General features: G+C 41.4%; 22 protein-coding genes. 13 read left to right on the forward strand and 9 right to left on the reverse strand.

Annotated features, from left to right (window positions below):
* Positions 1–41: 41 nt before the first annotated feature.
* From K6V30_RS09080 to K6V30_RS09095, 4 genes are all read right to left on the reverse strand, one after another.
* Complete coding sequence (locus K6V30_RS09080) at positions 42–656, reverse strand: L-threonylcarbamoyladenylate synthase (RefSeq protein WP_010536718.1); 615 nt, start codon at positions 654–656, stop codon at positions 42–44.
* 18 nt (positions 657–674) lie between these two features.
* The gene (locus tag K6V30_RS09085; protein ID WP_055268614.1) at positions 675–3191 is read right to left on the reverse strand and encodes an AsmA family protein; all 2517 of its coding nucleotides are present in this window, start codon (positions 3189–3191) and stop codon (positions 675–677) included.
* A 160-nt stretch (positions 3192–3351) separates the two neighbouring features.
* On the reverse strand, positions 3352–5349 hold the full coding sequence (locus K6V30_RS09090; protein WP_055268616.1) for a tetratricopeptide repeat protein: 1998 nt from the start codon (positions 5347–5349) through the stop codon (positions 3352–3354).
* Between the two features lie 45 nt (positions 5350–5394).
* Positions 5395–6180 (reverse strand): Cof-type HAD-IIB family hydrolase, encoded by a 786-nt coding sequence (locus tag K6V30_RS09095; RefSeq protein ID WP_055268618.1) that lies wholly within the window; start codon positions 6178–6180, stop codon positions 5395–5397.
* Between the two features lie 70 nt (positions 6181–6250).
* Between K6V30_RS09095 and K6V30_RS09100 the strand changes: the two genes are divergently transcribed.
* From K6V30_RS09100 to K6V30_RS09135, 8 genes are all read left to right on the forward strand, one after another.
* A complete protein-coding gene (locus K6V30_RS09100; RefSeq protein WP_029425313.1) occupies positions 6251–7213 on the forward strand; it encodes a ligand-binding sensor domain-containing protein in 963 nt (320 codons plus the stop codon).
* Positions 7156–8136, forward strand: coding sequence for a response regulator transcription factor (locus K6V30_RS09105; protein WP_055268620.1), 981 nt, complete (start codon positions 7156–7158; stop codon positions 8134–8136). Before K6V30_RS09100 ends, K6V30_RS09105 begins: the two co-directional genes overlap by 58 nt.
* A gap of 141 nt (positions 8137–8277) precedes the next feature.
* Entirely contained in the window at positions 8278–10752 is a 2475-nt protein-coding gene (locus K6V30_RS09110; RefSeq protein ID WP_224207282.1) for a beta-galactosidase, read from the forward strand.
* Between the two features lie 167 nt (positions 10753–10919).
* Complete coding sequence (locus tag K6V30_RS09115) at positions 10920–12089, forward strand: MalY/PatB family protein (RefSeq protein WP_055268624.1); 1170 nt, start codon at positions 10920–10922, stop codon at positions 12087–12089.
* Between the two features lie 276 nt (positions 12090–12365).
* Complete coding sequence (locus K6V30_RS09120; protein ID WP_029425315.1) at positions 12366–12683, forward strand: hypothetical protein; 318 nt, start codon at positions 12366–12368, stop codon at positions 12681–12683.
* Positions 12684–13294: 611 nt separating this feature from the next.
* Positions 13295–13498, forward strand: coding sequence for a helix-turn-helix transcriptional regulator (locus K6V30_RS09125; protein WP_055268626.1), 204 nt, complete (start codon positions 13295–13297; stop codon positions 13496–13498).
* Between the two features lie 7 nt (positions 13499–13505).
* A complete protein-coding gene (locus K6V30_RS09130) occupies positions 13506–14282 on the forward strand; it encodes a DUF2971 domain-containing protein (protein WP_172680449.1) in 777 nt (258 codons plus the stop codon).
* 107 nt (positions 14283–14389) lie between these two features.
* Positions 14390–15145 (forward strand): toll/interleukin-1 receptor domain-containing protein, encoded by a 756-nt coding sequence (locus K6V30_RS09135; protein WP_055268628.1) that lies wholly within the window; start codon positions 14390–14392, stop codon positions 15143–15145.
* Between the two features lie 30 nt (positions 15146–15175).
* Here K6V30_RS09135 and K6V30_RS09140 read toward each other — a convergent pair whose 3' ends face one another.
* The 5 genes from K6V30_RS09140 to K6V30_RS09160 all read right to left on the reverse strand — a co-directional run bounded on the left by K6V30_RS09140 (position 15176) and on the right by K6V30_RS09160 (position 19371).
* On the reverse strand, positions 15176–15913 hold the full coding sequence (locus tag K6V30_RS09140; RefSeq protein WP_055268630.1) for a hypothetical protein: 738 nt from the start codon (positions 15911–15913) through the stop codon (positions 15176–15178).
* A gap of 141 nt (positions 15914–16054) precedes the next feature.
* Positions 16055–16903 (reverse strand): radical SAM protein, encoded by an 849-nt coding sequence (locus K6V30_RS09145; RefSeq protein WP_007833369.1) that lies wholly within the window; start codon positions 16901–16903, stop codon positions 16055–16057.
* Positions 16904–16912: 9 nt separating this feature from the next.
* A complete protein-coding gene (locus K6V30_RS09150) occupies positions 16913–17824 on the reverse strand; it encodes a DUF1848 domain-containing protein (protein ID WP_055268632.1) in 912 nt (303 codons plus the stop codon).
* Complete coding sequence (locus K6V30_RS09155; protein ID WP_055268634.1) at positions 17821–18735, reverse strand: DMT family transporter; 915 nt, start codon at positions 18733–18735, stop codon at positions 17821–17823. Before K6V30_RS09155 ends, K6V30_RS09150 begins: the two co-directional genes overlap by 4 nt.
* Positions 18736–18744: 9 nt before the next feature.
* Positions 18745–19371: a nitroreductase family protein gene (locus K6V30_RS09160; protein WP_007833363.1), complete on the reverse strand. Its 627-nt coding sequence runs from the start codon at positions 19369–19371 to the stop codon at positions 18745–18747.
* Positions 19372–19501: 130 nt separating this feature from the next.
* On the opposite strand from K6V30_RS09160, the gene K6V30_RS09165 reads away from it, so the two are divergent.
* From K6V30_RS09165 to drt3b, 5 genes are all read left to right on the forward strand, one after another.
* Positions 19502–20368, forward strand: coding sequence for an AraC family transcriptional regulator (locus K6V30_RS09165; RefSeq protein WP_007833361.1), 867 nt, complete (start codon positions 19502–19504; stop codon positions 20366–20368).
* A gap of 275 nt (positions 20369–20643) precedes the next feature.
* On the forward strand, positions 20644–20862 hold the full coding sequence (locus tag K6V30_RS09170; protein WP_007833359.1) for a helix-turn-helix transcriptional regulator: 219 nt from the start codon (positions 20644–20646) through the stop codon (positions 20860–20862).
* Positions 20855–21973, forward strand: coding sequence for a PDDEXK nuclease domain-containing protein (locus K6V30_RS09175; protein ID WP_007833358.1), 1119 nt, complete (start codon positions 20855–20857; stop codon positions 21971–21973). Before K6V30_RS09170 ends, K6V30_RS09175 begins: the two co-directional genes overlap by 8 nt.
* Before the next feature lie 78 nt (positions 21974–22051).
* Positions 22052–23476: an antiviral reverse transcriptase Drt3a gene (gene drt3a, locus K6V30_RS09180; protein WP_055268636.1), complete on the forward strand. Its 1425-nt coding sequence runs from the start codon at positions 22052–22054 to the stop codon at positions 23474–23476.
* The gene (drt3b, locus tag K6V30_RS09185) at positions 23473–25665 is read left to right on the forward strand and encodes an antiviral reverse transcriptase Drt3b (protein ID WP_055268638.1); all 2193 of its coding nucleotides are present in this window, start codon (positions 23473–23475) and stop codon (positions 25663–25665) included. The genes drt3a and drt3b overlap by 4 nt, the downstream gene beginning before the upstream one ends.
* The last annotated feature ends 18 nt before the right edge of the window (positions 25666–25683 follow it).

The following is a 25683-nucleotide window of genomic DNA, read 5'->3' on the forward strand; positions in this document are numbered from 1 at the left end:
CCTAATTTATATGTTTTCTATATGTTAACTGTTCCCCGATGCTAGATTTCTTCCAGCCATCCTTTTCCTTGTCGGACGATTTCCGGCTCGTCTTCTGTACATTTGACTACTGTCGAGGGTTCTATCCCTCCGATTCCTCCGTCGATAACTAAATCCACCATATCTCCGAATTTCTCGTCTATGAGTTCAGGGTCAGTCATGTATTCCAGGTCTTCATTTTCGTCATACGGCAGCGTGGTCGTCATGATGGGGGCATCCAATAACCGGGCAATCTCACGGATGATGTTATTGTCCGGCATGCGGATACCTACCTCTTTCCGGTTGCGGAAGATTTTGGGCAACCGGTTGGTTCCGTTCAGGATAAAGGTGAACGGACCGGGGAGATTATGCTTCATGAGCTTGAACTCGTTGTTGCCTACTTTGGCGTATTCGCTGATACTGCTCAGGTCATAGCAGATGATGGACAGATTGTTTTTGCGCGGATCGATTTCCTTGATACGGCAAATACGTTCGATGGCACGCTCTTTCAATCCGTGACAGCCGATGGCGTACATCGTATCCGTAGGATAGATGATCAGTCCGCCATCGTTCAGGATGTCGGTTACCCGTTGCAGGTCTTGCGGGTTGTTGTTTTTATCATACAGCTTCAGAAGCATAATCTCTTCTCCTTTCTTTTATTTGATTTTCTTCAAGAGTTCCAGAGCTTTCTCGGCGGCCTTTTCTGTAACCTTCTGTTTGATAGAATCTTTGTTTGCAGTGGTTGCAGAGTCGAGTCCCAGCTTTTCTCCTAATTTACTGATTGCTTCGTTGGCTACGGCTTCCACAGCTTGGTTTGCCATACTCTTGGTGTCGACACTGACCTTAGGAGAAGTGAATGAACCACCGATCTTTAAGTCGAGGGTCATCATTTTAGATATATTGCCGGCAGAGGCAGGAAGTTTGATTTTACCCGTATAGTCGATAGTCTGGTCAAGTCCTGTGCTACCGGAGAGATTCAGATTGTAGTCGCCCATCTTGATATCGAACGGCTGGGTTTCCACTCGTCCGTCTTTGATGGTGAAGTCCAGCGTCATATCCTTCACTTTCATCTCTTTCAGACTCGGCTGCTTGATGGCATCGGCTATCTGGTCAATCGCTTTCACGCCGCTTAGGCTGAGGTCGCGGGTAGACAGGCTGCCGTCTCCTTGCATGGTATCCAGTACCGGACTCATTGTGGCATCCAGATCAGTCAGTACGTTGATACTTCCGGAGAAGTTTCCTTTCAGGCTTTCGAAGATAGGAGCCAGTTGTTGTACCATGTCCAGTTCTTTGTAAGCTTGTGAGAAACTGAGGTTGGTCAGTTTGAACCCGGCTTTCATTTCCGGCTTCTTGGCGTTGGCGGTAGAATAATAACCGTTCATCACCACATTGCCACCCATAGTGCTCATAGAAAGATTCTTCATGTCCACTTTTCCGTCTTTCACCACAAGTTTACCATTCATATTGTTGAATGTCATCTTGTCAAATAATACTTGCTTCAGGTTGGCATCCATCTGGAAATCGATGTTCTTAGGAACTTCAACGATACCGGTAACAGTAGTGGAGTCTGTAGTTGCAGCGTCGGCAGTTGCAGTACTGTCTGCAGAAGCCGTCATGAAATCATTCAGATTAAAATAATTGGAATGAATGTTCAGCGTTCCTTTCAGCGTAGTACCTTTCAGGACGTAGCCGATATAATTTTCGAAACGACTGTCGGCGGTAATGTCATTCTTGCCGATGTTGACGGTTGTTTCACTTAGCTGCAGATACTTCGGAGTGAAGGTAAAGAGCGATTTCTTGATATCCACATCCGGCATATCCTGCATTTTCAGTTTCATATTGGTCAGGCCGATCGTTCCGGATGCTTTCATATTGTCATATTGCTCTTTTTCTATATAAGAAAGGCGTCCGGCCATCTGCATATCGGCATTGATGGTACCATTCAGTTCCATATCCCCCAGTGGATATACTTGTTTGATCATTCCCAGATCGAGTACTCCCTTTGCTTCAGCCTTGAAGTCAGGATCGCTGACCGGGGTTTTCACATCTGCAATCAAACTGAACGGATTGCCTGCCAGACGGAAACTGAACGGATTGATCTTGATAGTGGTCAGATCGATGTTTCCACCCGGATTCTGAACATTGGCACTGACATTGATCTGGTCGACTCCTGCCGGTAATGCCGGATAACGGAACATGGCGTTCTTGACTTGCATATCGATGTTGAAGGCAGGAACGGTGTCACCTTGTAGCATACCCTTTGCCGATGCGGTAAGAGTGGCGGTTCCGTCAGTTTTCAGGCTGGAGAATTCGGTTGCGTAGATAGCAGGAATCAACGAAAGAATTTCTTTGAATCCTACGTCATTCGTGTTCAGTTTCAGATCCATGTCGATCGCAGGATCTTTCAGTTCAACCCAGCCGTCGATACCTGCCTGGATAGCGTTGAGGCGGATAACATTATCTTTCAAAGTATACTTGTTGTTGGCAAGATCGGCATCCACATCCATTTTGGCGGAGATATTGGCATTTGCGATGAATGGAATTCCATTCATCTTATAAGTCAGTGATTTAGTTTCAGCCTCTAATTTCAGAGTCGTGCGGTCACTGCCTAAATCTCCGGCACAAAGCGCATTGAAATCACGGATGTCAGCATACATTTTTCCTTGTTGATCATCATAGATCAGATTCATGTTCTTGATAACGAAACGTTGCAGCTTAATTTTGAAAGGAGAAGCTTCTTCTTCCGTGGCAGGTGTTTCCTGTGTAGCTGCTGTATCGGGTTTCATGATATCCCAGTTGGCACGTCCGTCCGGCAGAACGATGGCATGCAGGCGGGTATCTTCTATGAATACTTTGGAAATGTCATAGCCGCTGTCTCCGAAAAGAGAGAACAGATTGATGGTGGCGGTTACTTCTCCGGCTTGTACAAGCGTGTCATTGGCGAATTCTCCTGCACCTTTCAGCCAAAAATCTTCGAGAGTGACAGAAGCCTGTGGGAAGTTACGGAACAGGCTAATGTTAAGTTTCTTAAAGTCAAATTGTGCATTAAGCATCTTATTGCCTTCCGTTTTTACAATACCTGCTATCTTTCCCTGGAAGGCGAAAGGAAGGAGGAGCATCAGAATGATAATTACTCCTACGATGATAGCTGCGATTTTCAAACCTTTTTTCATTTGCTTTTCTTTTAAGAGTTTGACGTACATACGAAGGCAAAGTTAATAAAAAGTTTTTGATGTAAAGTGATATTCAGCAACTTTCACAATCGGAAGGCTTCTGAAGCATTTTGAGTGGGGAAAGAACTGTATCTTTTCCGAAAGGGATGTTTGTACTTATTTATGACTTCTTCTTTCTGAGTTCTTCCGCTATTCTCCATTGTATGGCGGCTTCTACCTCTTTTCCTGTTTTCAGCAGGGCGTCACCAAAAAGTTCATGTGCGCCGGCATGTTCAGGTTTCAGGCTGGTTGCCTTGTCCAGATCGGCTATGGCCCCTTCGGTATTTTCCAGTTTTAGTCTGAGTTTGCCACGGTTGTATACCGCTTTAAAGTTTGCCGGGTGGAGGCTGACAGCCGTATTGAAACAGTTTTCCGCATCAAAATACTCCTTGCTGTTGAGCAGGGTGATTCCTTTTCGTATCCAGGCGTCTATATAGTTAGGATCGAGACTAAGCGCCTTATCGTAATTGGCTATGGCGGCACGGGCGTCGTGAGCTTGGGTGATACACTCATTTCCCATCAACAGGTATTCGTGTGCATATTGTCGCAGACGTTCCTGCTGTTCCCGCATTTGTTCTTTCAGTTTTTTGTTCTGTTCCTGCAAAGTATTGATAATACCAAGTTTCCGGCGGATTAAACGGCGGGGAACAGGTTTTTCTATATCATAACGGGAGTGGATGGCGCGGAAGAATTGTTCCAGGCACTCTTCCATATCCCCTTTATCGAATGCACGTGCGGCAGCAGCGTATTGAACATCCGCTTGCGCCTGTTTTAGTGCCTTGTCAATAGCTTGCCGGTCGTTGAACCGTCCGGCAAAGTTTACAATCTCCGGTCGTACAAAGATATCTGCCCGGTGGATAGGCTTTTTGAGCTGGATACCATCCAGTGAGGTACAGCGGCTGAGGGCTACATACGCCTGTCCGCCGGCAAACACCCCTCCTGTGAAGTCAATGACTACACGGCTGAAAGTCAGTCCCTGACTCTTGTGAACGGTAATGGCCCAAGCCAGCCGGATAGGGTATTGTGTGAAACTGCCTAGGACTTCTTCTTCAATCTCTTTCGTCTTTTCGTTGTAGCGATAGCGGATGTTACGCCATGATTCCCGTTTTACATCACATTCTTTGCCGTCATCGGTGATGACGTATATCGTTTCTTCTTCCTCGTCGATACCGGCGATCACTCCGATAGTGCCGTTTACCCATCGGCGGTCGAAATCATTCTTGATAAAGATGATTTGAGCACCCGTTTTTAAGACGAGTTCTTGTGAGGTTGGCAGACTGCTTTCAGGGAAATCTCCTTCAATGTTTCCCTCAAAAGTGATCGGATCACCCGCAAGTTCAGCCAGTTTCTTTTCATTGATCGAATCGACTGTATCCCTTCGGGTGGCAAGTGTGATGTACATATCGGCTTCCGATTCCTCTATATGACTTCCGTATCGGGTGTTCAGCAGCTGAAGATCAGCGGCTCCGGCAGTGTTGGTACGGATATGGTCGAGAACGCTGACAAAAACGGGGTCAGTCTGTCGGTACACTTTCTGAAGTTCGATGGATACCAGGTCGATCTGGCTGAATACTTTTGCAGAGAAGAAGTACGGAGTAGGGTAGGCACGGTTCAGAATCTCCTGCTCATCGTTTTTAACTACAGGTTCCAGCTGGAAAACATCACCTACCAATAATAACTGTTTTCCGCCGAAAGGTTCCCGTAAGTTATGAGAATATACGCGTAAAATACGGTCGATAGCATCAATGATGTCCGCCCGTACCATCGAGATTTCGTCTATGATGACCAGTTCTATTTGTTCCAACAGCTTCCGGTGCGGTTTGGTATACTTGAAGAACTCATGGATGCGTCCTCTCTGAAGACTTAAGTTCGGATCATCCGGCAGTAACGGATAGAAAGGGAGTTTAAAGAAACTGTGCATTGTACTCCCTCCGGCATTGATGGCGGCAATACCGGTAGGTGCGAGTACAACATGTTTCTTTCTGGTATGTTCGCAGACGTAACGTAGGAATGTAGATTTACCTGTACCCGCTTTTCCGGTCAGGAAAACCGACTGGCGGGTATATTGGATAAGGTTCAGGGCGTCCTGAAAAGCTGCGTTATTAATGTCTACGCTCATAAAACTTGTGACGGATAGGCAGAGATACCGACCGGATAAATAAAATTAGATAATACCGAAATGTTTCATAGCCTTACTGATGCCGTCCTCATCAATGGGGGCTGTCACATAATCAGCTGCGGCTTTTACATCCTCTTTGGCCTGTCCCATGGCAACCCCGATAGCTGCATGACGAAGCATGCTGATATCATTTCCTCCGTCGCCGAATGACATCGTTTCTTCCAGCCTGATACCGAAATACCGGATTATTTCGTCAATGCCTTTCTGTTTGGTGTCGCCTTTGGCTGTGACATCCGCGAAGGCCGGATACCAGCGTCCTATTTCACACGTCGGTATAGAGGGAAGCACCTCTTTTTCTTCTTCTTCCGTGATGAAAGGAGTCATCTGGATTACTTCTTTATTGCTTGCTTCTTCAAACGAAACCGTTGGGATGACATTGACATGCAGGAAGTCATAAAAAATCTTCTTCACCATCTCATTCGGCTGACAAACAGAGATGTTGTGTTCCTCCACGAAGATGCAGGGTACTCCTTTCTTTTCGCAGAAAGCAGCCATTGCCTTTACTTCTTCCTGCGGAATGGCACTTTTGTAAATCACCTCTTCTCCGACAAAGCAATAGGCCCCGTTCATGGTTATATATCCATCGATAAGGTTCCGGTCCTGCAATTCGGAAAGATTGTTGATAATCGCTTTCGGACGTCCGGTAGCGATAAATATTTTAAGCCCTTTTGCGTGGGCGGCTTCTAATGCCTCAATAGTAGAAGACGGGATACGATGTGTTTCGAAACTAACCAGCGTTCCGTCTATATCAAAAAATAAAGCTTTCGTCATAGATTCCTTTTTGAATTGAGTACAAATGTACTATTTTTGTAGGAGTAAAACGAATATATACTTGAATATTATGATAAAACACATGTTGGTTTCCCTCTTGCTGTTGCAGCTATGTATCTCTTCTTATGCCCAGATAGAAAGGACACGTGAGTTTGTGAACTTCGATAAGGGAGGAGCATTTGTCCACTGTTTTTTTCAGGACGAGAAAGGCGTTATATGGATGGGGACTTCCAACGGATTGAGTATGTTTGATGGTCAGAAAGTATGCAGACACAAGGTGCTGGATGGCAGTGACGTTTTAAAAGGAACTTTCATTTATTGTACGCTGAAACAAGATGATGTCCATTTTTATTTGGGAACAGAAAAAGGACTTTATTTGCTGGATCTGAAGTCAGATACGTGTCAGTTGCTTTCTTCTCCCACTATGTCCATAAGAGCCATTGAGCAGATGAATGACTCGGTCATTCTGTTGGGCACATTGAACGGTCTCATTAAATATGATACCGGGCGGAATACGTTTCAGCCCGTCGATAAAATACCTCAATTGCCTACTAATCCGATTGTCAGGCTGGACAAAAGTCGCTTCCTTATTGCCAACTATCAAGGGCTGTACCTTTATGATGAATCCGCAGATACTTATGAATATTTGTCTGTGCCTTCCGAAGAATCTTCTTTAATACTTTCATTAGAAGTCGATTCCGCTAACCGGTGGGTATGGATAGGCAGGGAGAACGGACTGTGGAAATATGATATTTCGTCGGGGAAGTTTACCCGCATCACACCGTTCCCCCATACTCCTGTTAAGAATATGCACATCAGTGCTGATGGCTTGTTGTGGCTGGGTACGGACAATGGATTGTATATCTATGATGAAAGTTTGAATCGTTATGAGCATGCGGTTCATAGTTCTCAGAATACGAAATCACTGGTAAACAATATAATATGGCATATTTTTGAGGACAGGGATGGGAATATATGGCTGGGTACAGGATCGGGCATTTCTCTGTATTACAATTCGCATATGGTGGAATAAACAGATTTGACTATGCAACGGAAACCTTTGAGAATTATCAGATAGCAGATTCTACACATACCCGGAATGCAAACTGGACTTACTATATCAATGGCGATAATCATAGTAATTTATATCTGGTAGCTTATTGCGGAGGAGTTTTCGTAGTCAATAAAGAGAAACTGCTTTCCCAAAAAGGAAAACTGTATGTGGCAGATGAGAATTATTATCATCACTCGGGAGAGAATAGCCTGCATAATGCCGAATGCCTGTTGGCCTACAATGGCAAGAAAGGGATGGAGATGGCTCTGCAGTATTCTCCCGATGTGATCATTGCGGACATTATGATGCCTGTAATGAACGGGGTAGAGATGGTAAAGCAACTGAAGGCGAACCTGACGACATCTACTATCCCTGTAATCATGCTGACGGCAAAAGATGACAAGAAGACCGAATATAATCTGTTGTCACTGGGAATCGAGGCATTTATCTCCAAGCCTTTTGATATCAAAGAGCTGGTAGCGCATATCGATAGGATTCTCCGTAATAAGTACCGGTTAGTGCGTAAACTGAAAGAGGAAGGCATTTCTTTGGAAACAGATACGGTAATCACAGAATCTCCGGATGAGAAGTTCCTGACTTACATAACGGAGGTCATTGAGCAAAATCTTTCAAACTCCGATTTGAATGTAACCAGACTGTCAGAACTGTCAGGTTATCATTCAAAACAGATTTATCGCCGTGTCAAACAACTGACCGGCTATACCACAGTTGAATATATAAAAGGTATACGGATGAAAAAGGCTGCGATGCTTCTTGCCAAGAAACAGTTTATGATTTCGGAAGTCATGTATATGGTCGGTTTTTCCGACTCTTCTTATTTCTCCAAATGCTTTGTGGAGAAATACGGAAAAACTCCCAGACAATACATGGAAAGTATGTAAGGATGGGCTTTTGTCTGAAAAGTACCCTTGGCTGTCTATTTCCTTTTGTCTTTTTCATTTTGTTTTGCTATCCGTTCATTTTCTCCTCTTCGGGGGAGTTATTTAGGCATACCTTTGTGATGTAACTAAAAATGACGTATTATGAATTTTCGATTATCCCGATTGCTACTGCTTTGCATAAGCTTGTTAATGAGTACGTATGTATGGTCGCAAAAAGACTATACAGTTGTTTTGCCAAAGGAATCTCCACTGATAGAAGGATATTTGAAACAGGGGACTCACCTTTCTCCTTCCGGTCATTCCTTCTCTTTGAACAACCTGTATTATCTGAAAGACGGGCAACCCTGGTATCCTGTAATGGGTGAGATTCATTACGGTCGTGTTCCCCGTGCCGACTGGGAAGAATCCATCCTGAAAATGAAAGCATCCGGGGTAACTGTCATAGCGACTTACGTCTTCTGGAACTATCATGAAGAAAAGGAGAATACGTATATTTGGGAAGGTAATAAGGATTTGCGTCATTTTCTGGAACTATGTCATCAGCATGGCATGTATGTGTGGCTGCGAATCGGACCGTGGTGTCATGGTGAGGTTCGTTACGGTGGTTTTCCCGATTGGCTGATGGGCATTGAGGGAGGAGTGCGTAAAGATAATCCGGTTTATCTGAAACATGTGGAGCGGTTTTTCAATGAAATAGGCAAACAGGCGGAAGGAATGTACTTTAAGAATGAAGGTCCCGTCATCGGCTTGCAGATCGAGAACGAATATCGTTTTGATAGCAGAACGCGGTTAAATCATATGCTGAACCTGAAGCGGATAGCCATACAATCCGGCATGGATGTTCCTTATTATACAGCTACCGGCTGGCCTAAGTCGGATTTGAAGCAGACCGAGCTGATTCCTGTCTGGGGAGGATATCCCGAAGCTCCCTGGAGTTCAAAAGTCACCGAACTGGCTTTGTCACGAAATTACTTGTTCAGTTCCTGGGCTAGTGATCCTGCTGTGGGCGCCGATTTGCTGGGCGAGCAGGAAAATACGACGTCCAAAGGACTTCAATATCCTTATAGCACAGCCGAGATGGGAGGAGGAAATCAGATCACTTACCATCGCCGTCCTGTGATCGCTGCCAAAGATGTGGTAGCCCAGAGTTATGTCAAAGTAGGTTCGGGAGCTAATATGATGGGATATTATATGTATCATGGCGGCTCCAATCCCATAGGCAAATACAGCACGCTGCAAGAATCGAAAGCAACCAAATACCCCAACGACTATCCGATTATCAATTACGATTTTAATGCACCGATAGGAGAGTGGGGGCAATTGAATGAATCATATTACGATCTGAAAACTCTGCATGCCTTCCTGAATGATTTCGGACCGCACCTGGCAACTACAGTGACTACTTTCCCCGACAAACGTCCGTTGAAACCGGGTGATAATGAAACGTTGAGAATGAGCGTGCGCAGTCATGGAAATAGCGGTTATGTTTTTATCAATAACTATCAGCGTTTGCTGGAAATGAAGGATTTAAGTGATATTCGTATCCGTATTCAGCAGCAAGGCGGTACAGAATTGCTTTTCCCGCCACTGAACATCGCATCCGGCGAGCAACTGATTATGCCTTTCAATATAGACATTAACGGGCATTTACTGCATTATGCAACGGTTCAGCCACTCTATATTCTGAAAAACAAGGTGCCGACTTACGTGTTTCTTTCTCATCCGGCCACTGCTTCAGAGCTGGTTTTCTCTGCCGGTCAGTTGAAGAAAGTGATGATGGATGGTCGTCCGGTAAAGAATACAGGCGATAAATACCTCTTGAAGTGCGGACAGGAAAAAGAACATCTGATCGTGTTGTCGGCAGTGAATGGCAGGCAGACTAAAATTCTGCTGCTGACTCAGGAGCAAGCCCGTAGGAGCTGGAAGCTACAGAAAGGGAATGAAGATCTCTTATGTATCACTTCTTCGCAGGTCATTCCTTCTTCGGAAGAAATAACCGTTCGCAATGTCGACAGGAATCAATTTGAAATGCAGATATATCCGGCGGACAGCCGCTGGAAAGTCCGGGAGGGAATCAGTGTGAAGAAACGTAAGCAGGGAGAATTTCAAGTCATTCGTTTTGAAGTTCCGGCAGTTCCCTTACAGGTCTCTTGCCGGAAAGAGCAGAACCCGGACTCTTATGTTCCGCAGCAACCGGTTTATCCTGAAGACAACAGATTGAAAGAAACTCCTGAGTCTTGTCCGGGACCTCAGTATTTTGTGAATTTCAAGCCTGTCCCCTCATCATTGTATTATGCGGTTAGTGTTCCTCAGTTGCCTGTTTCCGTGAAAAATGCCTATTTGATGATAGACTATACGGGAGATACCGGAGCTCTGTATAATAAAGGTGCATTGATAGCCGATGATTACTATTGGGGAGGTCCTATGATGTTTGACACCGGCAGAATGAAGCGGCAGGGCAGTCAGGAATATTTATTGCAGATAATTCCCTTTGCACCGGAAGTGAATATTTATCTGGACCCATCTGTCAGAAAGAAGTTAGAGTTATCTTCGCAAGGCGTCCGGTCGATACGCATAGCTCCGGTATATGATGTGAAATTTGACATAACAAAGTAAGACATGAAACGAATCTTAAGACCTTCCGATTGAGGGGTAAGGGAGTATCAGAAACGAGACAAATTTGACAGACCGGCAGGATAGAAAACGTCTGTTACAGAGTTTTAAGATACAAACTCAGAGTTTTTGTGTACTTTTGCTTCAAGATTCATAAAAACTTATGCAGTATGAACTATAATTTTGATGAAATAATAGACCGTAACGGTACGGATTCCGTAAAATGGGATGCCGTACAAGGACGTTGGGGACGTAATGATTTGATTCCGATGTGGGTGGCCGATATGGATTTTCGTACGGCTCCTTTTGTTATCGAGGCTTTAAAGAAACGTCTTGATCATGAAGTGTTGGGGTATACCTTTGCTTGCAAAGAGTGGGCGGAATCCATTGTCAACTGGCTGAAAGAACGGCATGGCTGGGAGATTCGTGAAGAAATGCTGACGTTTACTCCCGGTATTGTCCGTGGACTGGCTTTTGCTATCCATTGCTTCACGGAGAAAGGAGATAAAGTGATGGTGCTGCCTCCTGTGTACCATCCTTTCTTCCTGGTGACGCAGAAGAATGAACGTGAAGTGGTATTCAGTCCGCTGGTGCTGAAAGAGGGACAATATCATATTGATTTTGACCGTTTCCGTAAAGATGTACAAGGATGTAAACTGCTTATTCTAAGCAATCCCCATAATCCGGGCGGACGGGTATGGACGAAAGAGGAATTGTCACAGATTGCTGATATCTGCTACGAAAGCGGTACCTTGGTGATTTCTGACGAGATTCATGCCGACTTGACTTTACCTCCTTACAAGCATCCTGCCTTTGCCTTGATTTCGGAGAAAGCGCGAATGAATTCACTTGTATTTATGTCTCCGAGCAAGGCATTCAATATGCCCGGACTGGCAAGCTCTTATGCAATCATCGAGAATGACGAGCTTCGTCACCGGTTTCAGGTATATATGGAAGCTGGCGAGTTTAGCGAAGGACACTTGTTTGCTTATCTCAGTGTAGCGGCGGCGTACAGTCATGGTACTGAATGGCTGGATCAGGTCATAGCTTATATAAAAGCAAATATTGACTTTACCGAAAATTATCTGAAGGAACATATTCCTGCCATCAGAATGATCCGTCCGCAAGCATCTTACCTTATCTTTTTGGATTGCCGCGAACTGGGATTGAATCAGAAAGAACTGAACAACCTGTTTGTGGAAGATGCTCATTTAGCTTTGAATGAAGGAACGACTTTCGGCAAAGAGGGTGAAGGATTTATGCGGTTGAATATCGCTTGTCCACGTGCTACGCTGGAGAAAGCTTTGAAGCAACTGGAGCAGGCGGTCAACAATAGATAGCAGTATTGCTGAATGTCTCGCATAAACCTAATTATAATTATTATGTAGTAGAAACATGGTGTTTCTGCTGCATAATCTTTATTTTAGCAAATATAGACTTCGATTCCTGACAAATACCTCACAAAAATATGCAGACACTCCACTGCCTGACTACGGAGAAGGGCGATAATGTATTTGATAACCATTTTAACTCATAACGATTCTGCGAATATTTTTCCTGATATTTATACTTGCCTATGTAGGAGGCAATGTCTCATATTTATCCGTGCTTTACAGATGCTCTCCGGTTTCTCACTGGGGATGAAGGTGCTGCTGTCTGTCATCTACTGGATGGTAGCGTTCTCGCTGGTAATCGCTATGCTGACCCGTCACATTGATATGCCTGTTCTATTGTCGAAATCCATGTTTCACATCGGTTCGGCATGGCTGGTATTTACCTTGTATATGATTTTTGCTTTATTGATAGCCGATGTGACGAAGTTGTTTGTACCATCGCTGAATCACGGTTTCTATTATGCGTTGGGAGTTACTTGCTGTCTGCTTATCCAGCGGATTATCTTTGTGAGGACCTCCTTTCAGAATAGGGACGAATAGCGATATGGCAGTATTCCAACTAAATCAGATGGCAAAATAGTACTCACCAAAGTTTCAATATCGGAAAATATAACTATATTTGTGGCGTATCTCTGCAAAGGAGCTACGCTTTTTTATTTTGGGGATAGCGTATTTATTATCTGTTTCGCAAATCTGGTAAATTTGAAGCTCGCAGATAATAAGTAACCATTCTCCACGTCTCTGTTGTATATATATATGTTATATGCCTCATGGGTGTGGAGCTATTGCTTATTATTCGAGTACGGCCCTACTAGAGCCAGCGAGGGGTAATGTGGTAATAGTTTCCACGCTTGAACCTAAATTTATTTTATATCAATCTGATACACTGTCATCACATGCTATTCTATTGTATATTTGATACCGTATAGTTCCCATAACTATATATAATATTCCCAAAAGTAATCGTCTGTATTTGTGGTGTAAAATGGTGATTGACATTCTTTAAAAAAGTAGGTACTATAAAATCGTATAACCAAAATTGATGTTTTATTCATTTTCTTGCAGCTTGCTACAAAATATATCCTGTTTAATCAAATATATTCTTCAAATAATTCTTATCTTTGTAAGTGTGTGGATAGAATACATATAACATGAAACGTAAATTACTGAACCGAATCAAAGTCGTTCTCGCAGAGAAAAACAAAAGTAATAAATGGCTCTCAGAACAATTGGATAAAGATCCTGCCATAATTTCTAAATGGGTTACCAATACAACACAGCCCAATGTAGAGATGCTAATTCAAATATCCAAAGTTTTGGGTGTAACCGTGGATGACTTATTGAGGACGGAATAATAAATTTATGGGAGCAGTCAAATTATATAAGTATCTTGATTTTAACGGTGGATTGATGATGCTACATTATAGTAACCTTCAATTTACCAATGCCACGCAGTTGAACGACCCGTTTGATTGCCATCCATCGTTAATTGATTTCTCCAATGTTCCGAAGGAAGCGTGTGGTGGATGGACTCCGGAAATAATCGAAGAATTAAGAAGAGATCCATTTCGTAGAACCAGAGAAGAGGTGTGGATATGTAGCCTTTCCAAAATATATGATTCAATCTTGATGTGGAGCTATTATAGCAAACATAAAGGTATCTGTATTGGTTTGGATATGGAGAAAGTCAGAAAATATCTTTCTCGTATGCAGGGTGGAATTATGATTGGCTGTGCGGAAGTGGAAGTACAGTATAAGGATATTGTGGAAAAACCTGATTATTTCAGGGATGCAAAAGATTTCTTCCATTATCAATTATCCACAAAAGCAAAAGCATGGGAGCATGAACAAGAGGTGAGGTTATTCATTTTAGATCCTTGGCCAACATATATGAGTTTATTGCCAGGTCAAAATGATGATAAGGGGCCTATTGATTGGAAAGAGGTTCGGGCTTTTCCTGAAATCGGAGGAGAGTGTTTTGAGTCTGTCTATTTGGGAATCAACATGAATGCAGATGAGAAATCAAAAATAATAAGCGTTGCACGGAAACTGAATCCAGACATTAAGATTTACCAAATGGGAATTGACGCAAACGCTTTTAGGTTAAATGCAGAGCAGATAAACACTGCATCGAGCTAACAAGAAAGAAAAATTACCCATTGGTGATATGTCTATATAAGTTTGTGTTACACTATGAAATAAGGGGATTTTTTGAATAAGTTGAAAAATAAAAAATACGAAAAATTATGAATACTATAAGAGAACTGGTAAATCAGGGAATAAAAGTATTACAACAAATGAGGATTAATTATAATTCCCCAATAGGACATAATACTATGCAGCTAATAAATATCTCTAAGCAATTAATACCCAACCTACAAAAAGAGCAGCCGGAAATCGCAGATATTTTAAATAATGCCCTTTCTACCATTAATTTTAATGGATTCATATCAGCATATTCTTTTGGAGATATTAGAACTTGTTATCGGATTTTAGCAAGCCTTTACAACCACCCTAAAAAGATATTCATAAGCCATTCCTCTGAAGATAAAGATATCGTAAATGGATTTGTTAAGGAAATTCTAATGTTGGGATGTAAATTTGAGAGAACTGATATTTTTTGTACATTAGATCATTCTGCGATTCGTACTGGTGAGGATTTTAGAAATGAGATTGTCAAAAACATGAAAGGTTGCGACTTCATTTTATGTATAATTTCTGAGAATTATAAAAGAAGTGAGGTGTGTACCAATGAGATGGGTGCAGCATGGGCAATGGACGGAAAGCGCATTCTTCCTTTCAAATTTCCCCATCTCCCCTTCAACGATATGGGATTTCTTAATGTTGTCAAACAGGGTGCAGATATAACAGACAAGTCTAAATTAGATGAATTATATACTGAACTATGTGCATTTTACGGTTTGTCTACAGACTGGATCAATTATAATCAACGAACCGCAGATTTTATTCAATTGGTAAATAGTAAAACTGGACGTAACTGAAACGATCATAAGTCTATCATCGAAATATTATCATTCTTTCAATTGGCCAATAGTTCGCTTAATGCCATAGGCAACTGATGTCATATTACCTCTAATTGCAGAGAGTGCAGATGAAAGACTTGAGGCAGAAACAAACCGTGAACCGTCCCTGGATTGTAGAAACTTGCCTTTGTCAAGAACCGACTGCCAACGGGATTGGATGAATGAGTTTTCGAGTAGCGCATCGAAAAGAATAACCACATGACGGAGATTGTTTACTCGAATATGAAAGCCCTTTTTGCAGGAAAAGAGAGCTTCCATATCTTCGACGCAAACCTCTGAAACACAAAACAGATGATAAGTATTGGCACAAGACACAATACCTGTCATCTGTTCTTGAGTGATGTTACAACCGAAAGAAAGCGGCGAGGCATCTGTTATTTTATCGGTACGATGGGTTACAGATATCGGCAACGGTTCTGATCTGTCATAGTGTCTTCGTAGATCCATGCACTCTTCAAAAGAAAAGTCTGATTCGGAAAAGAGAGATTGAATAAGGTGGGCGCATTCTGTCAGCAGTCCCTTGACGATGTGGATGTTCATTTCGTGGCAGTTCTGACAAACCGCATTATCGCAATTGATGTACCGATGACTGTTGATGAAATCATCCACATAGCGGCTGTACCGTTTGCCATCCACAATCACATTTTGGAGATAAAGTTCTCTCGCTTCGGAGAGTAGCTCGAATAGTTCTTCCGCTACATCCTGTTCAGTAGCGAAGTGGGTCAGGTGTTGTTTCCCTTCAAAAAAAGAGAAGACTTCTTGATTTGTTCTTTCATATTGAATTATTTGCTTATGAGTATATTAATTTCTAATCAATAGAATGCAATGCGTCGTAAATCCTTATTTGCAATTTTTCTTGATATGTTTTCAACGTCGGTTTTTCCCTAAAATCTTATTCTTAGGATTTCGGATTACCTCTTCGTGATGAAAATAATTGCTAAATAAAATGTCGTTATCATGACAGTAGGCGATGATTTCATTTTCCATTTCCGTCAGCGGCGTTTTGTCGCCTTGTATATATATCCGCTCGTATAGTGGATAGGAATCAGGATAATGTCCCTTAACGTATTGCATGATAACGTTTTTATAGCCTCCACGCAGATTCAGGTCTTCGAACCAATATTCACTGACAAAACTACGGCTGGTTTCTATAATCGCTTTCCAGTCCGTGACCTCTATGAAAATCGGTGACATGAACAGTATGGTATAGATTCCGTTCTCGTGAAGTGTCCGAAGTGTTTTCAATCGCTCCCTCACCGTACTCGCCCTATCCATGTTCCGGCGGAAATTCTCATCCAGCGTATTGACGGACAATGCCACACTCAAACGCTTCATCTTTTTGAGTAAATCCAAATCACGGAGTATCAATTTGTTTTTGGTAGCGATTTGCAGATGGCAATCCACACCGACCAATTGCTCCAAGATGGAGCGAGTGATACCGTATTTTACCTCATACGGATTGTAACAATCCGTCACGGTTCCCATAAAGACATTTTTCCCAGTTATTTGAGAGCCGTTTATTTTATGTCTTGCCTGTTTGATGTCGATGAAATCGCCCCACAATTCTGAATGTCCCGAGAAGCGTTTCATAAATGACGCATAGCAATATTTGCAGGCATGGGGACAGCCTACATAGGGATTGATGGCAAACTGACCGATTTTGGATTTGGTCAGATAGCTTTCGACTGTTTTTTCCGCTACAATTATTTTTTCCATTACATAGTTTCAGATGATGAAGCTCTTTTGGTTTCCTTCTTTGATAATATCGGTAGGTTTCACGTGTCCTATCAAGAGCGGAGATGCCGGATCGTGGAGTTTGTAGTTCTCCACTGCCAACTCCGGCTTCTTGTTGGCATAACAATATCTGCAACCGTTCAAGCACGTGTTGTATGCTCCGATGTCGCGTGTAGGCATACAATTGCATCCGATGCGGGTTCCCTTGTGTGCCATATTCTTGAATCGACAACCCAACGCGTTTCCCAGATTGGCGGTAGTCATACAACCAGAAACGGATATTCCGTATCGGCTGTAATTCTCCGATGTCCCGCAGGTTTGCAGGTGCAGCCCGTATTTCCGGGCAATTGCGCCCATTCCCTCTGCCAGCTTTTCCTTATCCCTATCGGTCAGCGGAATCAGTTCCGGCATATTGTATTCGAGCCTCTTGTACATTTCCACGAAACTGAATACACAGAAGTTCACATACGGTGCAAGGCGTGAAGCCATGTAATCGAACATTCTCAGATGGTAATCCACTGTGTATTTCAAGGTCAGCAGTACAGGGTCGTAACGCCATGCAACGCATTTGTTTCCGACTTTTGCAGAGAGTTCGACAAGCGTGTCGATACTCTGGTCGATGTCCGGTACGTTCGGTTCCACGTCTTTGCCGTATGCCGTGATAGTGTAGTGACAGAATACATTGAAACGGTCGGTAATCCGATGAAGTTCCGACAGAATCGGGCGGTAGTTTTTAGAGCAGAACACCACGCAATCCACTACTGACGGGTCGAGCGTATATTTTGTAATATGATTCGGGAACAGTGGGTTACGTGAATAGACAAAGCCTTCCTCGAATCGGTTCAACAGCCAATCGCTGTAATAATTGACGGTATCGGTCCGTCCTCCTGTATTTATAATCATGTCTTGTGTAATATTAAATTTTTCATCTCTTCTTTTTTCTTACTCTTCGTCACCAAGTAAACACCGGCAAATACCAAAGCCGCCGACAACAGTTTTTGTATCGAGAGAGTGTCCTGCCCGACAGCAATGGCTATTACGGAGGCAACAATGGGCTGCACATAATTGTACATGCTGACCGTAGTGGGACGGATGTGTTTCAATGCCATCGGGATAAGCATGAATGCGACGAACGTGGCTCCAAACAGCAGATAAAGGAGTGCGCACATTTGCGTTATGTCGAAAGTTTCCCGATGGAATATGGGGACGTGCTGCACGTGCGGGAGACAAAACGGAGCGAGTGTCAATGTGGAGAACAGAAACATCCATTTCATCATTGTCACGGACGAATAGTATCGGGACAAAGGTTTGGACAAGACCAGATAGACGGAATACATCAACTGATTCAGCAGCATCAGTGTATCTCCCCAAAGGCTGGCAGTTCCGTCGGAAGTATGTGCGGAGTTGAACACGAGCAACACTCCTCCACTTACGCCAAGAAATACGCCGAATGACTTTTTTGCCGTAACAGGCTCTTTGAGGACGACGGCAGCCAGCAATAATACGAAAATAGGCACTGCGGTAGCGATAATGGAGGCATCGACAGGCGAAGAACTTTTCAACCCTACGACAAACAGCCATTGGTTGATGCCCACGCCGCACAAGGCGCAGATGAAAAGTGTTCTCAAATCTTTCGGCAGAACTTTTTCTTTCGGCATGAAGAGGGACACGAACCAAAACATCATGCAGGCGAAAATCGCCCGCATGATGGTAATTGCTTCCGGTGGTACATCTGAAGTCAGCAGGTATTTGAATACCGGCATACTGACACCGAACAGGATATTTGCCGACAATATCAGAATATGTCCTTTCATGTTGCTGTGTTACCAGAGATTCGTATGTATCCGCTTCTCGATGTCGATTTCTTTTTGTTTGGGCAGAAAGGCATTTTCTGCGGGATAACCCATCGTAAGCAGACAGGTAAATTCGTAGTCTTCCGGAGCACCGACAATCTTCTTAATTTTTTCCACTTCGTCGGCAACGGGAATGTGGAACACGGTTCCCAAGCCTTCGGCAGTGGCGGCGAGCAGCATATTTTCCAGTGCGCACCATGCCGAAGCAAAGTAGTTGAGCGAACTTTGTTCCGTAGGTTTGAGCAATGGCCACGTCTGTTGGCGGAAGAACGGGATAATCAGCAGACCGCTCTGCATCAGCATACGCTGTTGCTTGGGCAGGGCATCGGCAAACATATCCATCTTATCCTTGTCGCCCGATTCATCCACTTCATGTACCAGATTCTTGAAGGCAGCCATATTTTTGGCGAGCGGGGCGATTACTTTAGCGATGTTTTCGCGTCCGCGCACCACGATGAATTCAAGCTGGCGCAGGTGATCGTTTGTCGGGGCTTTGAATGCCGCACCGATTACTCTTTTGAGGATTTCATCACTCACTTCACGGTCGGAATAGTCGCGGTATGTGCGGCGTTTCTCCAATACTTCGTATAATTCCATAACAATACATTTTTAAGTTACATTTCTTGTTTCCGGTTGCAAAGTTACGTCGCTTTATTGTTCTGAATTTGTTTTATCGTTTCATATAATTGTTGTAGATTTGCAATCGCATAAATTAAAGCAATTATTTATGGAAGATACAGCCATACCATACGAACTGCCCGAAGCGGAGAACCATTCGTTTTTCTTCATCGACCAGCGAACGGAGCCGAGCCTCGAAGCCAAGCTGCACCGTCACGATGCATGGGAGTTGTATTATGTCGTTCATGGACAGGGCAACCGAATGGCAGGCGATACATTACAGCACTTTGAAGCGGGCGATGTGGCGTTGATACCGCCGTCGATGCTTCATCGCTGGGAATACGCAGCCGACAGTGCGGACGAGGACGGTTGTGTCCGTTACCTGATGGTAGCGTTCAAGCATTCGTTGGTGGAACGGAGTATGGAGGTCTTTCCCGAATTGCGGAACAGACTGGCGGACGTGATGTTTCCGACCGATGCGTTGAAGTTCGGACCGGAAAGTGTGCGGGTTATCCGTAAGACATTGTCCGAAATGAACGGTATGGACGAACTGGGACGTTTAAGTGCAATGTTCCGTCTGCTACCTGTCATTTTCACTTCGTCCGACCATATATTTGCAGGGAAACCGATGCGCATCGAGAAGAACGTTCGGCGTATGCAGCAGATTTGCGCATACGTGATGAAGCATTACGTTCATTCCATTGCGCTGGATGATATTGCGGCAGAAGTGGGCATGAACCGTTCGGCGTTCTGTTCCTATTTTAAGCGGTGCAAAGGGATGACCTTTTCACAGTTCGTCACACAATACCGTTTGAACACGGCTTGCGATTTGCTAAAACATTCGCAAAAAGGAGTGTCGGAGATATGTTATCTTGTAGGCTTCAACGACCTGCCGCATTTCGTGCGGGTCTTTACAAGTACAATGGGAATGCCGCCGTCCAAGTATAGAAAGCAATTCAAGGCCGGAAACGGTTGAATACAGTTTGTTCAAAAGTCGTTGAAAAAACGCCATCTACTTTTATTCAATCTATTATTCCTCAAATATATGGCGAAAAACTCTCCATTTCGATATATCCGCATAATGTATTTTGGGATGTAATAGATCTCGTATTGCTTTAATGTAAATGGTAATCATCAATATATGATTTCCTAAAAACGCAAAATAATTATCTTATAGGAGATATTTTCATCTTTATATCTTTAAATATTTGAATTATGCGTATCTTTGTAGTCACGATAAATTTATGACGCATGAATAAAGATATGAATCGTCTAAAAGTGGTGCTGGCGGAGACAAAACGCACGAATAGATGGTTGGCAGAACAATTGGGAAAGGATCAAGCTACGGTTTCTAAATGGTGTACTAATACCAGTCAACCGAGCCTTGAAACGCTATTCCAAATAGCAGAATGTTTAGGTGTCAAAGTTCAAGATTTGATAAGTAAAGCTACCTCTAAAGACCATGAGTAAGATACAAAATATAGATAGCCACATCATCGCAGATATTGCGGAACGCATCGAGCGATTGATTACGAATGCACGAGCAAATGTTGCACGAGTAGTTAATATTACCGAAGTCATCACCAAATATGAAATAGGGCGCATTATTGTAAATGTCGTACAAGAAGGTGAAGAACGTGCAACATACGGTAAACAGTTATTGAAAGGTGTATCAGAGGTATTGACAGAAAGACTTGGCGATGGATGGTCGGTAGAAACCTTGAAAAGATGCCGTAAGTTTTTCACGATATATTCGGTAAAACAGATCGGCACAACAGTGTTGACCGAATCGTCGGATGATAATTTGGTCAACACTGTTGACCAAATTCAAAAAACGGTAAAAAGCTCAACAAAATTGACTGAAACATACCCGTTTACGCTTTCTTGGTCTCATTATTTGGTGTTAATGCGTATCGAATCCGAAGCAGAACGGAGTTTCTATGAAATCGAATGCCAAAAGCAGAATTGGAGTGTTCGACAACTGCAAAGGCAATATAATTCAAGCCTGTATGAACGATTGGCTCTTAGCAGAGACAAAGAGGCAGTCATGCGTTTGGCACAAGAGGGACAAACTATTAATAATCCTGATGACATCATCAAGAATCCGTTAACATTAGAATTTTTGGGACTTAAATCTGATGTATCATATTCTGAGACCAAGTTGGAAAATGCTATAATAGGAAAGATGCAGCATTTCTTATTAGAATTAGGGAAAGGTTTCTTGTTTGAGGCACGTCAGAAGCGATTTACTTTCGATGAAGAAAATTTTTATGTCGACTTGGTTTTCTATAACCGACTTTTACAATGCTATGTGCTGATTGACCTGAAAGTAGATAAACTGGCTCATCAAGATTTGGGACAAATGCAGATGTATGTCAACTACTATGACCGTTATGTCAAACAGGATTTTGAAAAACCGACAATCGGCATTCTACTTTGTAAAGAAAAGAAAGATGCGTTGGTAGAACTTACTCTGCCGAAAGATTCTAATATCTATGCACAACAATATGCCCTTTACCTTCCAGATAAGCAGTTGCTACAAGCAAAATTGAGAGAGTGGATAGAGGAGCAGGATGAATAAATTCATAATCTCTTCCTGTTTGAGAAATTCGACAAAGCAATTAGATGTTAAACGATAAACAATAAGATTTATTCGAATATGTTTGATCAATCATTTTCAGTTGAGAATTACCTCTCTATCTTTCACGAGGAGAATCGTAAGGGACATATTGCATTTGATGATATGCCCGAACCTTATAGAGATATTGTCGTGAAGATGAAAATGATGAAAAGTAAGGTCAATGAAATAACAAAAAAGAAAAAGAATAATCGAACAGAAGAAGAGGCAATTGCATTGGAAAGTCTTAAGTTCTCAATAAAAGCCAAACAAGCAGACAGAGATAAAGAATTATACAAAGAATTAAGCGAATATGCTCACATTGCCAATAATAAAGGATTTGTATTCCCTATAACAAATTATATAGATGATGATAAACAGATATTTACAATCGACACCAGTCAATGGGAGTATTTTTATGCCATTAAGAATCTACAGCGAATATTGAGAGGATTATTTAATGTAAAACAGGCAAATAAACATCAGATTATGTCTAATGTTAAATTGCTTCTGAATACAACAACGCCATTCTATCTTATTCGTACAGATATTACCGGTTTCTTTGAGTCTATTCCGCAGCAAGCATTATTGGATAAAATAAATGTTAATAACCTAGTGAACAACAAGACGAAGGGAATGATTAAAGGGATATTGGCAGAATATAATAAACAAAAAGACCTCAATAAAATCAAAACAGATTATGGTGTACCTAGAGGGATTGGTATAAGTTCGTATCTTTCGGAAATATATATGCATGATATTGATCAGCATATTAAAAATAGAGAAGAGGTTATATTTTATGCTCGTTATGTGGATGATATTTTGATAATATTAGCTGGACTTCCTAATAATCAACGCATATCGGAATATTATAAGGGATTAAAGAATCTATTTCAGAACTATGGATTAGAGCTTAAAAAGAATGACCCTAAAGAAAATAAGTGTAAGCTTATTGATTTCTACAATAGTACAGCTAAACAGCAATTTACATATTTAGGCTATAATATTACTATTACCAAAACTAGTAATGTTAGTAATGTGGAATTTGGGATGACTGACAAAAAAGTGGCAAAAATTAAACATAAGATAGATGCAGCCTTCACTCATTTTGAACAAACAAGTGCGATAGATATTAAACGGGCCAAAAGAGATCTATTAGACTCGCTTGATTTAATATCAGGTAATTATAGATTAACCAAGTCTAAAGAACGAGTAAAGGCAGGGTTATTCTTTGGCAATGATCTTTTGACAGACTTAAAGAGTTTAGAGGATTTAACTACTTATCTATCTGGCAAGGTTATAATACCGTATGTAAATGTATTAAAAGGGTCAAACGATAGACAAAAATACATAGCATCAATCCAACGGAAGATAAGCGAAATAGACTTTAAACAATGTTGGCGTGACCATATTATGTTTAAATTTAGCCCACAAAGATTGGCAGAAATAAGTGATTGGTTGTCATGAAAAAAAGAAGAAAAATACGTCTAAAATACAAAAAAGAACGTGTGTTGCTATCCGATGTTCTTCCATATGAACTGCCTGTAATATTTACTAATCGTTACTTTTATAGATTTCTTGTTAGTAATGAAGTTAAGTTTGACGGTACCGAATTGTCATGGAAAGAAGGCATCAAGAAAGACGCTTTAGCTGTGTTAAATTTTATATTCTCGCCTTATTTAAATAGGGATCTAATAACATTAGCAAATAATAGGATTGTATTTAAAGATAAGATAGTAAGTATTCCGTTTTTATATAAGATTAAACATAAACCACACAAACTCCGTCGACTTGCATTGATCCATCCTGTGAACCAAATGGAAATAGTATCATTCTATGAAAAATATAAGAGCTTAATATTATATTATTGTGGGCAGGATGAGTTCTCATTGAGGCATCCTGAACGTGTGGCTTGTTATTTTTATTACAAAGACAGATTACACCATACATTACTAGGTCAAAAGATAGACAAACTGGAGTTATTCTTCAATGAATACGAAAATCTCAAGACATATTTTAGTTATAAAGAATACTCTAATATCTATAAGTTCTATGAAGATTATAGATATCAAAATGCAGAGAAGCGATTTGAACATTTGCACAAGTTTGACATTCAAAGTTGTTTTGATAGCATATACACTCATTCTATCACTTGGGCTGTTAGTGGAGGCAAGGACGAATATAAAAAGCATTTTAGAGGAAAAAGTAAGTCTTTCGGAGATGATTGGGACGGTATAATGCGAAGAATGAATTATAATGAAACAAATGGTATTGTTATAGGACCGGAATTTTCCAGAATTTTTGCGGAAATAATTCTTCAATATATAGATAAAAAAGTAAAGCAGACTCTTTTGGATGCAGGCTATAAAAACAACGAGCATTATAGTTGTTATAGATATGTTGATGACGTTTTCTTTTATTATAATGATACAAAAATCCTTGAACGGGCCATGTCTGCTTTTGAACATTTGCTACATGAATATAAACTATGTATTAGTAAAGAAAAAAGTGATGATTGGGAACGTCCATTTATTACACCTATTTCAGTGTCCAAAATTAAGATTGATGCGTTATTATCAGACTTTATAAGAATGCGTAAATCTCACCAAGATATAGAAGATGTATTGGAAGATGAAATCGCTGAAGATGAGGAAATAGATGATGTTGATGATAGAAAAATTGAGGAAGCATTAGAATGTAAAGACTTTATTTACATCAATTCTAAAGAAGTTAATCGAGCGTTCAAATCATTAATGGTTGAGAATGATGTAAAAAGCAAGGATATCATGAACTATACTTTGGCCGTAATCTCTACAAAGCTCGAGTCTCTTTTGAAGAAGTTTGATAAAAATTTCTACGTATTAACTAAAGCCGTTGAACAACATAAACGTAAGAACGAATGCCAAAAGAAAATTTACCAAATGGAGAAGATGCTACATCGATATCTTGATGGGATGATAGATGTAATATTCTTTTTGTACTCTGACTGCAAACGAGTGAATACCACACTTAAGATGATGAACATATTGAATAATATGATTATCTATTTGGGGAGTAATTATAAAGAGAAAGATGGAAGGATAATCAAAAGATTCTCATCTGCATTGCGAGATGAAATATCCAAAAAGATACAAAATGAAATAACAATAGTATTCAAAACAACTTCATTTGACATTAACGCACAAATAGAAACATTGTATTTTTTAATAACTTTGAAATCTATGCCAAGACATTATGGTATAGATTCTAACTCTCTAAATAACTATTTTTCTGGTAGAGGGAATGATAGATTTGATACATCCAAGCTTAATGCTCTATCAATTATTATTCTGATGTATTATTATGGCAATACAAAAGCATTTGGAAACGACAAAAAATATCTAATAGAAGGAATAAACAATAAATATAAGTCTGTAAATTTGCCCGATAAAAGGAAAGATGCTGAATTAATAATTCTTGCTTTAGACTTATTAGCATGCCCGTATATAACCCATAATGATAGAAAAGTTATGTGTAAGGTTTTGCAAATAGATGAAGCTAAACAAACTTTGATAGAAAGGTATTTTCGTAGACATAAATTTATGTTCACAAAATGGACTAATGTTGATTTAACAAAAGAATTAGGCGCGAAAGTTTCGCAGGAAGTGTACACTTGATGCGAATTTCGGAAACAA

Source organism: Bacteroides faecis, assembly GCF_020091505.1.
In the GTDB taxonomy this organism is placed as follows: domain Bacteria; phylum Bacteroidota; class Bacteroidia; order Bacteroidales; family Bacteroidaceae; genus Bacteroides; species Bacteroides faecis.

Bases quoted from the DNA above. Each gene is read 5' to 3' on its own strand.
- K6V30_RS09095 (WP_055268618.1), bottom strand. From the start codon at position 6,180: ATGACGAAAGCTTTATTTTTTGATATAGACGGAACGCTGGTTAGTTTC.
- K6V30_RS09130 (WP_172680449.1), top strand. From the start codon at position 13,506: ATGGGAGCAGTCAAATTATATAAGTATCTTGATTTTAACGGTGGATTG.
- K6V30_RS09120 (WP_029425315.1), top strand. From the start codon at position 12,366: ATGCTCTCCGGTTTCTCACTGGGGATGAAGGTGCTGCTGTCTGTCATC.
- K6V30_RS09085 (WP_055268614.1), bottom strand. From the start codon at position 3,191: ATGAAAAAAGGTTTGAAAATCGCAGCTATCATCGTAGGAGTAATTATC.
- K6V30_RS09175 (WP_007833358.1), top strand. From the start codon at position 20,855: ATGAGTAAGATACAAAATATAGATAGCCACATCATCGCAGATATTGCG.
- drt3a (WP_055268636.1), top strand. From the start codon at position 22,052: ATGTTTGATCAATCATTTTCAGTTGAGAATTACCTCTCTATCTTTCAC.
- K6V30_RS09170 (WP_007833359.1), top strand. From the start codon at position 20,644: ATGAATAAAGATATGAATCGTCTAAAAGTGGTGCTGGCGGAGACAAAA.
- K6V30_RS09110 (WP_224207282.1), top strand. From the start codon at position 8,278: ATGAATTTTCGATTATCCCGATTGCTACTGCTTTGCATAAGCTTGTTA.
- drt3b (WP_055268638.1), top strand. From the start codon at position 23,473: ATGAAAAAAAGAAGAAAAATACGTCTAAAATACAAAAAAGAACGTGTG.
- K6V30_RS09115 (WP_055268624.1), top strand. From the start codon at position 10,920: ATGAACTATAATTTTGATGAAATAATAGACCGTAACGGTACGGATTCC.
- K6V30_RS09160 (WP_007833363.1), bottom strand. From the start codon at position 19,371: ATGGAATTATACGAAGTATTGGAGAAACGCCGCACATACCGCGACTAT.
- K6V30_RS09100 (WP_029425313.1), top strand. From the start codon at position 6,251: ATGATAAAACACATGTTGGTTTCCCTCTTGCTGTTGCAGCTATGTATC.
- K6V30_RS09155 (WP_055268634.1), bottom strand. From the start codon at position 18,735: ATGAAAGGACATATTCTGATATTGTCGGCAAATATCCTGTTCGGTGTC.
- K6V30_RS09145 (WP_007833369.1), bottom strand. From the start codon at position 16,903: ATGGAAAAAATAATTGTAGCGGAAAAAACAGTCGAAAGCTATCTGACC.
- K6V30_RS09090 (WP_055268616.1), bottom strand. From the start codon at position 5,349: ATGAGCGTAGACATTAATAACGCAGCTTTTCAGGACGCCCTGAACCTT.
- K6V30_RS09080 (WP_010536718.1), bottom strand. From the start codon at position 656: ATGCTTCTGAAGCTGTATGATAAAAACAACAACCCGCAAGACCTGCAA.
- K6V30_RS09135 (WP_055268628.1), top strand. From the start codon at position 14,390: ATGAATACTATAAGAGAACTGGTAAATCAGGGAATAAAAGTATTACAA.
- K6V30_RS09105 (WP_055268620.1), top strand. From the start codon at position 7,156: ATGGCTGGGTACAGGATCGGGCATTTCTCTGTATTACAATTCGCATAT.
- K6V30_RS09165 (WP_007833361.1), top strand. From the start codon at position 19,502: ATGGAAGATACAGCCATACCATACGAACTGCCCGAAGCGGAGAACCAT.
- K6V30_RS09125 (WP_055268626.1), top strand. From the start codon at position 13,295: ATGAAACGTAAATTACTGAACCGAATCAAAGTCGTTCTCGCAGAGAAA.
- K6V30_RS09150 (WP_055268632.1), bottom strand. From the start codon at position 17,824: ATGATTATAAATACAGGAGGACGGACCGATACCGTCAATTATTACAGC.